11 protein-coding genes are annotated in these 14,155 nt (G+C 40.6%); 8 read left to right on the forward strand and 3 right to left on the reverse strand.

Annotated features, from left to right (window positions below):
- Positions 1-80: 80 nt before the first annotated feature.
- Positions 81-2,942 (reverse strand): 2-oxoglutarate dehydrogenase E1 component, encoded by a 2,862-nt coding sequence (locus AAHB12_RS17205; protein WP_342046201.1) that lies wholly within the window; start codon positions 2,940-2,942, stop codon positions 81-83.
- A 180-nt stretch (positions 2,943-3,122) separates the two neighbouring features.
- Here AAHB12_RS17205 and AAHB12_RS17210 point away from each other — a divergent pair, with 180 nt between their 5' ends.
- The 7 genes from AAHB12_RS17210 to AAHB12_RS17240 all read left to right on the forward strand — a co-directional run bounded on the left by AAHB12_RS17210 (position 3,123) and on the right by AAHB12_RS17240 (position 11,225).
- Positions 3,123-4,007 (forward strand): LysR family transcriptional regulator, encoded by an 885-nt coding sequence (locus tag AAHB12_RS17210; protein WP_342046202.1) that lies wholly within the window; start codon positions 3,123-3,125, stop codon positions 4,005-4,007.
- 385 nt (positions 4,008-4,392) lie between these two features.
- Positions 4,393-5,241: a MurR/RpiR family transcriptional regulator gene (locus AAHB12_RS17215; protein ID WP_342046203.1), complete on the forward strand. Its 849-nt coding sequence runs from the start codon at positions 4,393-4,395 to the stop codon at positions 5,239-5,241.
- A gap of 491 nt (positions 5,242-5,732) precedes the next feature.
- Positions 5,733-6,419, forward strand: a complete 687-nt coding sequence (locus AAHB12_RS17220) for an RraA family protein (RefSeq protein ID WP_446715574.1) — start codon at positions 5,733-5,735, stop codon at positions 6,417-6,419.
- A gap of 20 nt (positions 6,420-6,439) precedes the next feature.
- A complete protein-coding gene (locus tag AAHB12_RS17225) occupies positions 6,440-7,333 on the forward strand; it encodes a prephenate dehydrogenase/arogenate dehydrogenase family protein (RefSeq protein WP_342046205.1) in 894 nt (297 codons plus the stop codon).
- 555 nt (positions 7,334-7,888) lie between these two features.
- Positions 7,889-9,187, forward strand: a complete 1,299-nt coding sequence (locus tag AAHB12_RS17230; RefSeq protein WP_342046206.1) for a CitMHS family transporter — start codon at positions 7,889-7,891, stop codon at positions 9,185-9,187.
- A 420-nt stretch (positions 9,188-9,607) separates the two neighbouring features.
- Positions 9,608-10,768 (forward strand): MFS transporter, encoded by a 1,161-nt coding sequence (locus tag AAHB12_RS17235; RefSeq protein WP_342046207.1) that lies wholly within the window; start codon positions 9,608-9,610, stop codon positions 10,766-10,768.
- A gap of 142 nt (positions 10,769-10,910) precedes the next feature.
- Complete coding sequence (locus AAHB12_RS17240; protein WP_342046208.1) at positions 10,911-11,225, forward strand: DUF3892 domain-containing protein; 315 nt, start codon at positions 10,911-10,913, stop codon at positions 11,223-11,225.
- A 225-nt stretch (positions 11,226-11,450) separates the two neighbouring features.
- Here AAHB12_RS17240 and AAHB12_RS17245 read toward each other — a convergent pair whose 3' ends face one another.
- Both AAHB12_RS17245 and AAHB12_RS17250 read right to left on the reverse strand, forming a co-directional pair.
- Positions 11,451-12,644, reverse strand: a complete 1,194-nt coding sequence (locus tag AAHB12_RS17245) for an MFS transporter (protein ID WP_342046209.1) — start codon at positions 12,642-12,644, stop codon at positions 11,451-11,453.
- 76 nt (positions 12,645-12,720) lie between these two features.
- Complete coding sequence (locus AAHB12_RS17250; protein ID WP_342046210.1) at positions 12,721-13,248, reverse strand: TetR/AcrR family transcriptional regulator; 528 nt, start codon at positions 13,246-13,248, stop codon at positions 12,721-12,723.
- A gap of 356 nt (positions 13,249-13,604) precedes the next feature.
- On the opposite strand from AAHB12_RS17250, the gene AAHB12_RS17255 reads away from it, so the two are divergent.
- Positions 13,605-14,087: a DUF2690 domain-containing protein gene (locus tag AAHB12_RS17255; protein ID WP_342046211.1), complete on the forward strand. Its 483-nt coding sequence runs from the start codon at positions 13,605-13,607 to the stop codon at positions 14,085-14,087.
- Positions 14,088-14,155: the final 68 nt, after the last annotated feature.

Here is a 14,155-nt window from a genome sequence, read left to right on the forward strand (position 1 = left end):
TGCACATTATATGAAATGCTTTGTTTTAGGACTTTATACTTCTCTTCATGCTTTACTAAAAACCAGCCTTACGCCTAGCTTCACAGGCCGCCGCTCTGCTTCAATGCGTGTTTCACGATGCGGTCCTGTTCTTTTTTATGGAGCGCCGGGTCACCGCCTGAAGGGCTTGAACGGTCCGGGCGTCCGATATAGCCGACCTTGATTCTGCTTGCCGCAAGGTCATAGAGGGTTGGCGCAATGAAATGCCATGCTCCCATATTCTTCGGTTCTTCCTGCACCCATACAAGTTCCTCAAGATTTGGATAGCGCTTGATGACGGCTTCGATTTTTTCTTTCGGGAACGGATACAGCTGTTCTACACGAAGAATATGGATGTCATCGAGCTGCGGCTGTTCGCCTGCTGCATCCACCGCCGCAGCCAGGTCGATTGCCATCTTGCCCGTCGTTAAGATTAAGCGTTTGACTTTCTCCGCTTTCCCGCCAAGTTTTGGCTGTTCTAACATCGTTTGGAAGCACTGGCTGCTTAGTTCTTCAGCCGGTGAAGCAATAAGCGAGTTGCGGAGCAGACTTTTTGGTGTCATGATTACGAGCGGACGCACATATTCCGTTTCCAGCGAAGCAGCCTGACGGCGCAAAATATGGAAGTATTGAGCAGCGCTCGTTAAGTTTGCGACTGTCCAGTTGTTTTCGGCTGCCAGTTGCAGGAAGCGTTCCGGACGGGCACTGGAATGCTCCGGCCCTTGCCCTTCATACCCATGAGGAAGCAAGAGCACCAATCCGGATTTCTGACCCCATTTAGCCCGGCCTGCTGAGACGAACTGGTCGAACAGCGCCTGCGCCGTGTTGGCGAAATCGCCGTACTGGGCTTCCCATAGCACCAATGTTTCCGGTGCAAATACGTTGTAGCCGTATTCAAATCCGACAACCGCCGCCTCTGACAGCGGACTGTTATGGATAGCAAATGAAGCTTTTGCCTGCGGCAGGCGGTGTAGCGGCGAATACGTTTCATTCGTTTCCGAATCGTGTAGGACGATATGGCGCTGAGCAAACGTTCCACGCTCAGAATCCTGCCCGGTGAGGCGAATCGGTTTGCCGTCCTGCAGAATTGTCGCAAATGCAAGCGCTTCGGCCAAGGCCCATTCCACTTTGCCGCCTTCCTCAAGCGCGCTTTCGCGGCGTTCCAGTATTTTCTTCAGTTTTGGATACACATGAAATGTTTCCGGCCACTGAAGCAGGTCACGGTTTAATTGGCGGAGCGTATCTACCGGAACTCCCGTTTTCATCAAACTCGGGATGCCCTGAACAATCACGTCTGGCACCGGTGCATCGTCCCGATCTTCTTTTTCCCCGTTGGCTACCAGGTCGTACTCGGCCTGTAGCACGGTATGCATCTCATTGTTAATTCGTTCTACCTCAGCTTGGCTGAGCACGCCGTCCTCCTGTAGTTGAGCTGCATACAGCGCCCGTACGGTCGGATGTTTTGCAATTTCCTTGTATACCTGCGGCTGTGTAACCATTGGGTCATCCATTTCGTTATGCCCAAACCGGCGGTAGCCGACAAGGTCAATCAAGAAATCCTTCTTGAAGCGAACGCGGTACTGATAAGCAAGGTAAGCCGCTGCTAGACAGGCTTCCGGATCGTCGGCATTCACATGGACAATTGGGATCTCATAGCCTTTTGCTAGGTCACTCGCATATCTCGTAGAGCGAGAGTCATGGCTGTCCGTTGTAAAACCAACAAGGTTATTTGCAATAATATGGATCGTTCCGCCAGTTTGATAGCCTTTTAATCCACCCAAATTTAGCGTTTCGGCTACAATTCCCTGTCCAGGGAAGGCAGCGTCGCCATGCACTAGGATAGCAAATGCTTCATTCACATTCTGTTCTGGATAACCCGGGTTGCTCCGGTTCTCTTGGGCAGCTCTTGTATAGCCCTCTACGACCGGATCGACGAATTCAAGGTGGCTCGGGTTATTTGCTAACGTGATACGTGTCACATGAGCATGTGAATCTTCAACCACCCGGTTTCGGCCTAAGTGGTACTTCACATCTCCTGTCCAACCTTCTGTAACCACAACTTTAATGTTGTCGGCTACCGGAAGCGGCTTTCTGGCTGCGTGAAGGAACTCTGCAAAAATATTGTTGTACGGTTTTTCCAGCACGTGCGCCAGTACGCTTAAGCGGCCACGGTGTGCCATCCCAATCATGACATGGCCCGCGCCGTCTCCATTACCGTTGCGGATGACCTCGTCGAGAATCGGGACGAGTGTGTCCACCCCCTCAATGGAAAAGCGTTTTTGACCGACGAATGTTTTATGCAAAAACTGTTCAAACCCTTCGACTGCTGTCAGCCGCTTTAGCAAGCTAATTTGTTCTTCCTTCGAGAAGGAGCGCGACAAATAGCCTTTTTCAATCATTTGCGTCAACCAAACTTTTTCTTCCTTCGTATGTACATGGGAAAATTCGTAGGCTAACGTACTTGTGTAAAGCTCTTTTAACCGCTGAACCGCGTCAGCGGCTGTGTTGATGCCTTCCGGCGCATTCTCCCAAACCACCGATGATGGTATCGCTTTCAAATCTTCTTCTGTCAGGCCATATTTACTAAGATGGAAGAGCACTTCCTCTTTGTTCTTTTCTCCAAGCGGATTTATGGATGCGGCCAGATGCCCGTGAGCTCGAATATCTTCGAGCAGTTTCGCTACCTGAAGTACTTTTTTCATATATGCCGTATTGTTAGAAATAACAGATCCAGGTTCGATATCTTCTTTTATATGACTTGTCTCAACAGATAAAGGTGATCCCCATGTAAGAAAAAGCTCTTTCAATTCTGGATCAACATTCTCATCACCGTTCTCATATCGCTCATATTGTTCCATCACATAGCCAAGGTTTGGGCCATGAAAGTTTCGCCATGGACTTTTTTGGTTTTCCTGTATTCCCATTCACAATACCCCCAGGATTTGTACTTCTTCTACATTGTGTTGTATACAATTATGTAAAGAAGTAATTATCAATTGCTTAAGGCTAAGGATAATGCAATAATTGGGATAAATAAAATGCTAAAAAATTATAAGTACTTATAAAAAAGTTTTATATGATACAGATTCTTGGGGGAGAGAGTAATGGATTACCGGGATTGGGAAATACTGAAGGTGCTCTATAGTCAAAAAAATCTAACGAAAGCGGCCCGGCTTTTGTTTATTACGCAACCTGCATTAACCAATCGTTTAAAGCATATGCAGGAGGAATTAGGTGTTAAAATCGTAACCCGTGAAAGCAGAGGAATTCACTTTACTCCACAAGGAGAATATCTTGTCCATTGTGCTGAGGAAGCGCTTGCTCATTATCAAAAGATAAAAGAAAATGTCCTTAATATGAGTCATGATGAAAGTAATGTAATTGTAGGCACATTGAAATTGGGCGTATCTAATTTTTTTGCTAATTATGAACTGCCTTATATTTTGAAATTGTTTAAAATGCGGTATCCTCATGTGGAATTTAAAGTGATTACAGGATGGAGCAAGGATGTAACTCAGCTGATACACAATAAAGATGTTCATATCGGCTTTGTTCGAGGGAACTATGGCTGTAGAGGATTATTGAGGCAGCTATTATTTGAAGAAACAATATGCATTGCATCAAAGGAAAAGATTGATATTACCGATCTCCCTCACCTTCCTAGAATTGATTATAAAGGGGATTACTTATTAAAATCATTAATTGATAATTGGTGGGCCGAAAACTATGCAGAGGCGCCTTTTATCAGTATAGAAGTTGACCAAGTTGATACTTGTAAGGAAATGGTGATCAATGGTTTAGGCTATGGCATCTTGTCCAGTAGGATGTTTACCGAGGTAGAAGAATTATATAAGGTTGACTTAACGGATCAAACAGGGAAGTCTATCTTACGAAAAACGTGGATGTATTATCATGAGGAATCCTTAGAATGGAATGTCGTTGAGGCGTTCGTAAATTTTATAGAAAATTTTAATTGGAAAGAAAGTTAAATTAGTGAGGGAATTGAAAAATAATTTCCTAAAGGTTTCTTATGGGGGAGGAATGGCTATACAACATGGAGACGAGGCACTTTTTTTAGTGCATCAAAGGCAGAAATGAAAAAGCGTTACGGCTTTATTTATGTTAGTCATGATAAGGGGAGAAAGGGAATATTCAATCGAAACAAAAAGGGAAACAACTCATCTTATAAAAATGCTGTTTTCTCTGATTATATCTTTCGAAAACCAAAAAATAAATTCTTGATTCAATGTGGGAGAATCTCCTTTTTACACAGAAAAGCAAGGGTACTAAAGTCTCATTAAAGGTTGTGAAAAATCTTTTATAGGAAAGTAAAGACGTAAAATCTACGACATATTGTTCAATTGGAGAGAGAGTATGGAAAATCCAATATTAAAGCTGAAAGAAAAAGTATCAGAATTAACGGAAACACAACGTAAGGTTGCGGATTATATTATTAAAAACCCTTTAGATGTAGCATTTTTGACAGTTGATCAGTTAGCTGGGATTGTAGGAACGAGTACCACCACTATAATGAGATTGACCTTTAGTCTGGGTTATTCAGGATACACAGAATTTCAAAAAGGACTTCAGGAGATTTTGCGTAATAGGGCGGCCCCCCAAACTAGACTAGAGGTAAATTTAAAAGATTTAAATCAAAGTGATTTATGGATTCGCTGTGCAGAAAATCAACTTCAAAACATTCAATCAACAGTTGAAATGATCCCTGCTGAGACGTTAGATAAAACGTTGGAAATGATTGTATCTGCCGAGCGAATCTTTTGTACTAGTGTTAGAAGCGGACTGCCGGTGGCACAGTATTTAACCTTTGGTCTTAATCGCTTACTCGGAAACTGTGATTTGATTGTTGCAGATCTAAGTGACTGGGTTGATAAAGGGGCCGATCTTACTTCCTCGGATTTAGTCATTGCAGCTAGTTTTCCCAGATATGCTCGAAGAATCGTTGAATTTGTTATGACGGCCAAAGAAAAGAATGCGCAAGTTATTTCCATTACAGACAGTTATTCTTCCCCTTTGGTTAAGTATTCAGATTTAATATTACCATGTAGTTCTAGCAGTATTGCTTTTCATAATTCGGCTATCTCGTCTATGTTTGTAGCTGATTATCTGATTAGTGCCGTAGCTATAAAATATCAAGAGAAAGTAAAATATCGTCTTGATGAAGTTAATTCAATTCTCACAAAAATAAATTATCACTATCAATAATTGAAATGATAAGGGTTATAGGAATAAAGAATTTCGAATTTACAGTTTGATTCGAATTCTCTGTTCCTGTGCCCTTTTTTTCTTTTTTTAGATTAAGTGCTTATTATTGTTACCTAGCCTCTATAAAAAAAAGCGTTTACTTTCATAAATACTAGTGGTAAGATACATTTACATCCAGTAATAAAAATTACTACATAACTTTATAAAGTTATAATTATTACGCACACGAAAAACCGAACTAATCTATCTAAGACAAAACAGGTAACCATTCAAAAACGACGGAATCTAGACTTTTATATAAGGTCTTTTGAAAACGGTTTCGATATGAGTGGTAGATCAGAAGGTAACAAGTAAAAAGTAGTACATGAGCGATTGATAGAAAAGTTATGAAAAATTTCTTGAATTTTCATTCATTCTATCCGAATGGGATCAACACTCTTCAACTGAAGTAGTGATTTATACAACATTAAAAGATTATCAATAAGGGGTGTATGTCATTGTTTAATTTAGCGCCGATCTTATCTGCAGAAATTATTGAAAGAGCAAAACGTCTGAATACAACACTTATATCAGATGCTCTGGGATGTACTGGTTCTATGGATTACAAAATAAAGCCGGTAGCAACAGGGATGAAGGTTGTAGGAACTGCTATGACAGTCAGTTTGAGACCTGGAGATAATCTATTTCTTCATCAAGCTATTTATTCCGGGCAAGAAGGCTATGTGCTAGTTGCAGATGGAAAAGGTCATACAACAAATGCTTATCTTGGAGAATTAATGGCAGGAGCTGCTAAGGCAATGGGAATTGAAGGTATTGTCATTGACGGATTGGTTCGTGATAAGGAGGCTCTTAGCACATTGAATTTCCCGATTTTCGCTAAAGGATTTATTCCTAACGGTCCTCTTAAGGATGGTCCGGGTGAACTAAATATCCCGATCTCTTGTGGCGGCGTGTCTGTTCATCCAGGGGATTTGGTGATGGGTGACGAGGATGGTGTCATTGTCGTTCCAAGAGAAAAAATTGAAGATGCTCTTGCTAAAGCAGAGAAAAAATTAGGTTATGAGGAAAAACGCCTAGAAACCATCGCAGAATATGGGAAAAAACGCCAACAAGGTATTGATGGAGGAAGCATCCAGCCGCCTTGGTTAAAAGAAAAGATGGAATCTTACGGCTTGTAAAATAAGAGGAGGGTGTAAAGATGAGGTTAGGTTTTATCGGGTTTGGAGAAGCAGCTTTTGAATTATCAAGAGGGTTAAGAGAAGAAGGGATAGAAACGATTTTTGCCCATGATGTGATGGTAAATCACCCTACCTTTGGCGCACAAATAAAGGAGCGGGCCAGCCAAGCTCAAGTCCAAATTCTTGCTACGGCGGAAGACGTGCTGAAACAAGTCGAAGTAGTCATAGTGGCGGTACCTGCAGATAAAGCTTACGGAGTGAGCGAAGAGTTGAAGCCACACCTAAAGAAGGATTGTGTGTATGTTGATGTATCGGCTTCCACTCCGGGCGTGAAACAAAACATTGCGAAAAACATCGAGCAAAATGGCGTGCTTTTTGTAGATGCAGCGATGATGGGCTCCTTGCCAGTCAATAAACATAAAGTTCCTATTTTAGCAAGCGGTGGCGGAGCAGACCAGTTTATCTCTTTGATGTCCCCATATGGAATGGTCATCCGGAAAGTCAGTGGGAATCCTGGCGAAGCTTCTGCGGTGAAACTGATCCGGAGTATTCATATGAAGGGGGTAGCGGCGCTTTACCTGGAGTTGTTGGAGGCTGCCCATGCATTTAACGTGGAAAAACTGGTGCTAGATTCATTAAGCGATACTTTGGATGGCAAAAGTTTTGAACAAACCATGAATCGATTAGTAACCGGCACCTCCATTCATGCATTAAGAAGATCCATAGAACTCGATGGCTCCATCCAAATGCTAGAGGCTTCCAATATTGATTCATCCATGTCTAAAGCAGCAAAAGAAAAGCTTCAACAACTAGCCGAGCTTAACTTGAGAGAAAAATTCAAAGGCAAAAAACCAGAGCGATGGTTGGAAGTGATTGAAGCTTGTAAAGAAAAAACCATACCAATTAACAGCTAATAGAGGGATGAAGGAATCAGTCTATTAATTCATATTTGTTTCATTTTTCTTTCAGGCTAAGGCTTTAAGGTTTTGGGAAAGAAATCTTACAGTTTTGGCCTGAGTAATTCAATTTTTTTATTATCATTGGGTCTTTCCACCAAAAATTATGAAGAATAGATGGATACCCTTATTACTAAGACTAATCAATACTTCAAATAATTGGAGAATGATACAAATAGTATGAGATTGGTAAAGTACCTAGCTTAAAGCAAAGCTAACAATCATAATCGTTCGATTCTCCCTAAATTTTTGCTAAGGACTCCTTTAATTGGGTTTATTGAATTTGATTTCTGATAGTAATAAAAGTCTAGCCTGTATTTTAGTTTTTGCATATGCAATACAATTTTGGGCTGTTAAATTTGTAAGCCTTTCCAAATAAGAGTGAGGTCATTGTTTACTTCTTGTTTTGAGCATTACTTCGTACTTACTACTAGATGTTTACCCTAGAGGGATTATCTGCTGTAAGTTGCTATCTAATCTAAAGAATTCAGCGAAATATGGAGGGAATATATAATGCTTGCATTTCTGGGATTTGCGATGATTGTGGTTTTTATGTATCTGATAATGAGTAAGCGTTTATCAGCATTCAACGCACTAACCGTTGTTCCGGTCGTTTTTGCACTAATTGGCGGTTTTACCGATTTAGGGCCAATGATGCTAGCGGGGCTCGAGAAAATTGCTCCGACTGCTATTATGATTATTTTTGCCATTCTTTACTTTGGTGTGTTGATAGACACAGGATTCTTTGATCCGCTCGTATTAAGAATTTTAAAAATGGTAGGCGGTGACCCATTAAAAATTGTACTTGGTACTGCAGTTTTGTCGTTGATAGTTGCTTTAGATGGTGACGGTACAATTACGTATCTTATTGTAGTAACAGCATTTCTTCCACTGTATGAACGATTAGGTATGAACAAACTCATTTTAGCCTGTATTCCCGCATTAGCAATGGGAGTCATGAATTTGACACCATGGGGGGGACCTGCTGTTCAAGCCACGGCAGCAGTAAAGGTAGATATAATAAAATTACTGATGCCACTTCTGCCTTCTATGATTGCGGGTGGATTATGGGTTCTGGTCGTTGCTTATTTTCTTGGGCGGAAAGAACGTAAGCGGTTAGGGGTTATCAATATTGGCGAAGACTTTAACGCAGAAATTGCTGCTACGCTTGATATAGGAATGGATGCATCAATAAAGCGTCCTAAATTATTTTGGTTTAATCTAGTGTTAACAATCTTAGTAATGACAGCTTTACTTACTAGCTTCTTACCATTACCTGCTTTATTCATGCTTGGGTTTGCTATTGTGATGATTGTTAATTATCCCAACTTGCAAGATCAAAAGAACCGTGTGCACGCACATGCAGGTAACATCTTAACGGTTGTCTCGATGATATTTGCAGCTGGTATATTTTCCGGTATTATAGAGGGCACTGGAATCGTTAAAGCTATAGCAGATATTCTAATTGCAGTAATTCCAGATGCACTTGGACCTCGGTTAACTGTCATTGTTGCACTGATAAGTATGCCATTTACATTTTTTATGGCGAATGCTCCCTTTTATTTCGGGATTATTCCTATCATGGCGGAGACAGCTGCCCACTTTGGCATTAAACCAATAGAAATTGGACAGGCTTCTCTATTAGGACAACCGTTACACTTGCTGAGTCCTCTTCAAGGTTCTATTTACGTACTAGTAGGGCTTCTTGGTATTGAAATAGGTGACCATATTCGTTTTGCGGCCAAGTATGCAATAGGGACAGCAGTGGTTATGACAATTGTCGGTGTTTTGTTCGGAGTGCTATCTATTTAGTAAGATAAACACTATAAGCCCAAGAGCGCTCATATTTCAGAATATCTACTTCTTTCATAGAAGTCTACTTAATCGTCTCTTTAGCCAAAATTTAAGGTTTTTTATGATTAATATTATGGTGGTTATCTAAGACTTGTACATCCATAAGTTTGACAAGTGATGGAAAGGACATAAAGCCAATGATTAGATGAGAAAACTACCATAATACAAAAAATTATCTTTGATATTCGCTCCTTACCAAAAGAAACATCTTCATACCAAACTTATAGACATAGTTGAGTTTGTGAGTATTACTCAGGATGCTGAATCAAAAGGGATCAACATCTTTATAAAAAACTGAAGTGAAAAAAAGATTGCGGGCTGACTAATCAGCCTGTTTTTTCTTCTTTAACAGCTGGAAATAATAAGGAGTAGATTGAGATGAAAAATAGACGTGATGGTTATGCTGTGTTTATGAGTGTATGTCTATTTATGATTACGATTGCGGGAAGTCGCCCCCTTATTCCGCTTTACGCGAGGGATTTAGGTGCCAGTCATGCAGAAATTGGGGTTATTGTTGCGTTGTTTTCTTTTTTACCTTTGTTCTTATCCATAAAAGCAGGGAAAATAATTGATCGTATTGGAGTAAGAAGCCCGCTTATTTTTGGTATTCTGTCTGGGAGTCTTTCAATGATCATCCTCGCGATATTCAACAATCTAGTGGGGATATACATCTCGCAAATTTTTTCCGGTCTTGCCCAGTTAATATTTGTTCTGGCGATACAGGCGTATGCCGGACTGTTTTCGAAAAGCAAGTTGCGTGAATACTTTATTGCTGTATTTAGTATTGCGGTTGCAGCGGGCAGCTTTGTTGGCCCACTGATTAGCGGAGGACTTTCAGATCTATTAAGTAATACTTACGCTTTCTTTGTTTTGGGAATTGTTATTTTATTGGCTGTACCGTTGTCCTTTCTATTAAGAAATTTGCAGGTGAAAAAAATAGAACTAGTTGAGCAAGGGGAAAAAGGAGAGAATTCTTTTAAATTACTACGCATCCAGGATTTGCGCAAAGCGGTCTTAGTTAGCTCGCTTGTTTTGCTGGCGAAAGATGCTTATATTGCCTTTTTCCCATTATTGGCAGCGGAAAAGGGGGTTTCTACTCTTGTAATTGGTGTCATTATCTCATTGAATGCCGCTGCAGGTATTTTAATCCGGATCATCCTGCCATGGGTTGTACGTCGTTTGAAGCGAAGCGTTATTATTACAATATCTATCGTTGTAGCTGGGAGTATTTACATTTTAAATCCGTTCGTTGATAGTGTGATAGGACTTAGTATTCTCGCCTTCATTCTTGGATTTTGTTCAGGCATAGGACAGCCGCTTTCTATTTTCACAACCATTAATTCATTGCCGCAAGATCGAGTTGCGGAAGGTCTTGGTATGCGTCTAATGTTTAATAAGTTAACACAGGTCATTGCTCCGCTGTCGTTAGGAGCCGTTTCAGGTATTGTAGGAATGTCAGGTGTATTCTATGTGTGTGGCGCTATTATTATGGCTGGTTCCTTCAATCCACATAGGGATTTTTTGCGAAAAAATAAATAGTGCGATTATTCATTAAAACAGATTAACGGAAAATTTACGATAATTCCACCGCAAACGGGTCAAATACATTTTGTTAAGGATCATGATACATAAAACTAATAGCTTCCGAACATACTAATGAAATGTTTTGGAGGTGGGTTTTATGGATAAAAAAGATTTTCAAAAAATCTATAATGAATACTTACAACAAGGGGAAGACCAAGCTCAATTGGAACTCGTTGAGGAGGCCAATTCAGGAGTAGAACAAATTGTTGCAGTTCGTAAAAATGATGAGGATGATATTATTGCTTTTAAAACAAGTAGCGGAAGAGAATTAGATTATCTTACTGCCCTTGATGAAGCAAAAGCAGGAAAGTTAGCTCATGTGGACGTATTTCATAAATATGGCAGGGATATTATACGTAGTGAACCGGATGGAATTAAAGAAAATAACTTAGATAACTTACCTTCTTTTTAAATGGGTAAACATCAGGAAGAGAATGTTAATCCGGATATTCTCTTCTTTACCAATTTACCGTGATTTTCGTAAACTTGCTGTAAGAAAACCATCAGTTATTCAATTATGGGGTTCAGCTGAGATACATGTAAAAACGGGTTATAGACTGGATTTCCTTTCCATCTATAACCCGTTTTTATTGTGTAGCAGAATCGTTTTTTCAACCATCAACACTCGGTAGTTCAATTATTTTTTCTCTGTCGCATAATAAATCATCGCAATGACCGGTAAAGCTATTCCAATTAACAATGCTGCTTTCCAGCCACCAGTGGCGTATGCCCATCCCCCTGTCGAAGAACCTATAGCACCGCCAGCAAAAAAGATTGCCATGTATAAACCATTAAGCCGGCTTCGAAACTCTGCCCCCAATGAGAAAATAGCGCGTTGACCAAGAACCATGTTAGCAGAAACTCCCATGTCTAAAAGAATGGCCGAAACTACCAAGGTTACTAATGCTGCTGTTGAGCCGCCTTGGATCATAAGTGGTAGAATTACAGAAATGATCACTAAAGCTAATGCCAATCCTGTAGCTGGCCGAGACCAGCCCCTATCAGCAAGACGGCCTGCCACAGGTGCAGCTACCGCCCCAGATACTCCAACCAATGCGAACAGCGCAACTTCTTTTTGGGAAAAATGGAAAGTCGGGCTTGTTAATAATAAAGGAACAGTTGTCCAGAACAAACTAAAAGTGCCGAATACACAAGAGTGATAGATTGCTCTACGTTGCAGGACTGGTGTCGTTTTGAGTAAATGCAGCATAGAACCCAGCAGTGCTGGATATTGTGTTGTTGTCATCGGCTGCCTTGTAGGAAGCAACTTTGCTAATACAAGAGCCAGAACAAAAATCATTGCAGCAGATAAGATGAATATAGCGCGCCAGCCCATAAACTCCGCCACAATACTTGATACGGGACGAGCGAGCATGATACCGAGTAACAAACCGCTCATGACATTACCTACATTGCGGCCGCGTGTGGCATCGGGCGAAAGATGGGCTGCGTATGGTACGAGTATTTGAGCTGCGACTGAGCACAACCCGATAAACAGTGAAGCTGCAAGAAATAGTGAAGCGCTTTTGACCACTCCAGCAATCACCAACACGACTGCAGTGAGGAGCAACAACGTAGCAACAAGTTTTCGGTTTTCAAGGATATCTCCCAAAGGAACGATAAATAACAATCCGATTCCGTAACCAATTTGAGTTAGCGTGACGATAAGGCCCGCTGCCCCAGAAGATAATCCGAGCGCAGAACTAATGGGTCCTACTAAAGGTTGCGCGTAATAGAGATTGGCAACAATCACGCCACAAGCGACAGCCAAAATGAGTGTAATCCACGACGAAACAGGTTTCTCCATTTTTTGTTTTGCGATTGAACTCATGGAAAATCCCCCCTCCAATTGTTATGTAAGTCATATTTATCGGAACGATCATTCCGGTAATATTAAAAAAATGTATTTAGAGCATCTCAATTACAGTATTCATCATGTCATAGGTAATTTTTTTGTCGGTTTTCACCTTGGACACTACACTGATACTATGATTAAGGTTAAGCAATAGGTGTGATAGAGCCTTAATATCTTTCTTAGGGTCGATTTCTCCCGCCTGCTGTCCTTTACTTAAAAGTTCATAGAAAGACTGCTCCAATTCCTCAAAACCGTCTCGTATCAATTTACGTAGTTGTTCATCCGGTGAATCCAGACCAATGGTTGCGTTTGTAATCAAGCATCCTTTGGGCAAATCATCATCAAACGCGGAAGTAATATGCTGATCAAAATACTGCCGTAGTCCAACTTTCGCAGACGGTGCATTTACCAAGAGATCTCGTTTACTTTGCCTGACTTTTTTGTAATGGTGTATTGCTTCAACATAAAGTGTTTGTTTGTCCACGAAGGTTTCGTACAAACTTGATCTGCTTAACTCCATAGCTTTTAACAAATCCGGTATACTTGTCGCATCGTAACCTTTTTCCCAAAAAACTAACATTGCCTTATGAAGTACGCGCTCCTTATCAAACTCTTTTGAACGTCCGATGGTTAATTCCTCCTTTCAATAGGAACAGTATAGTATTTCTGGAACGATTAGTCCAGTATAGTTACTTTTTTAAATAAAAACCCCTTCAATTCCACCGAGTTTAGAGAGGTATTTTTATTTGTTTTCAAAGGACCCCGATGTCAGACGCCCTTTGAAAAATATTTTTCAATCAAACAGAAAGACTGTTATTTTAATATTCCAGTTTTTTGTTTTCTGTCGAAATCTTACATTTCTCTGTGATAGAATGTTGTCGAATATCAAAATGGTAAAACAAACCATTTTGTCAAAAAATAGAAAGGGGAATTGTTGTGAAAAAGGGATTACATGTAGGGGTTCTATTTTTGCTTATCTTTGGTCTATTTAATGTGGCACCAATGTCAAAAGCATTTGCGCTATCTTATGATGGTTCAAACCCTGTTTCCACAGGTTGTGCAAATGATGCAGTCACCAAATCCTATAGTTATATTAGTGATAGTCACGATAATGTTTATGGAAAAGTGGAGCTAAAATGGAGTGCGAAGTGTAAAACATCTTGGGGTAAAATAACGCTTTATCATGCCGCTCCGTACGATAACGGTGCTTACTATGCGAATGCAGTGGTGTATAGTTACACTAGTAGTGGTACTTACAGAACGAGATATACTTGTGGTAGTAGTGGTGGTAACGGAGCGATAATGAAAGGTCAAACCTCCTGCTATACTGCTCAAGTGTATAATGGTGCTGGGTATATAGCCAAGGCTAAAGGGTATATCAATTGGGATATAGCCTCAGGAACGACTGGTTGGTACTAATCTGCGAAGAAATTTTGCGTCCTTTAGCAAAATGAGACTGAGAAATTATAACTCTGATAATCTATCTA

The organism is Bacillus sp. OTU530 (assembly GCF_038440375.1).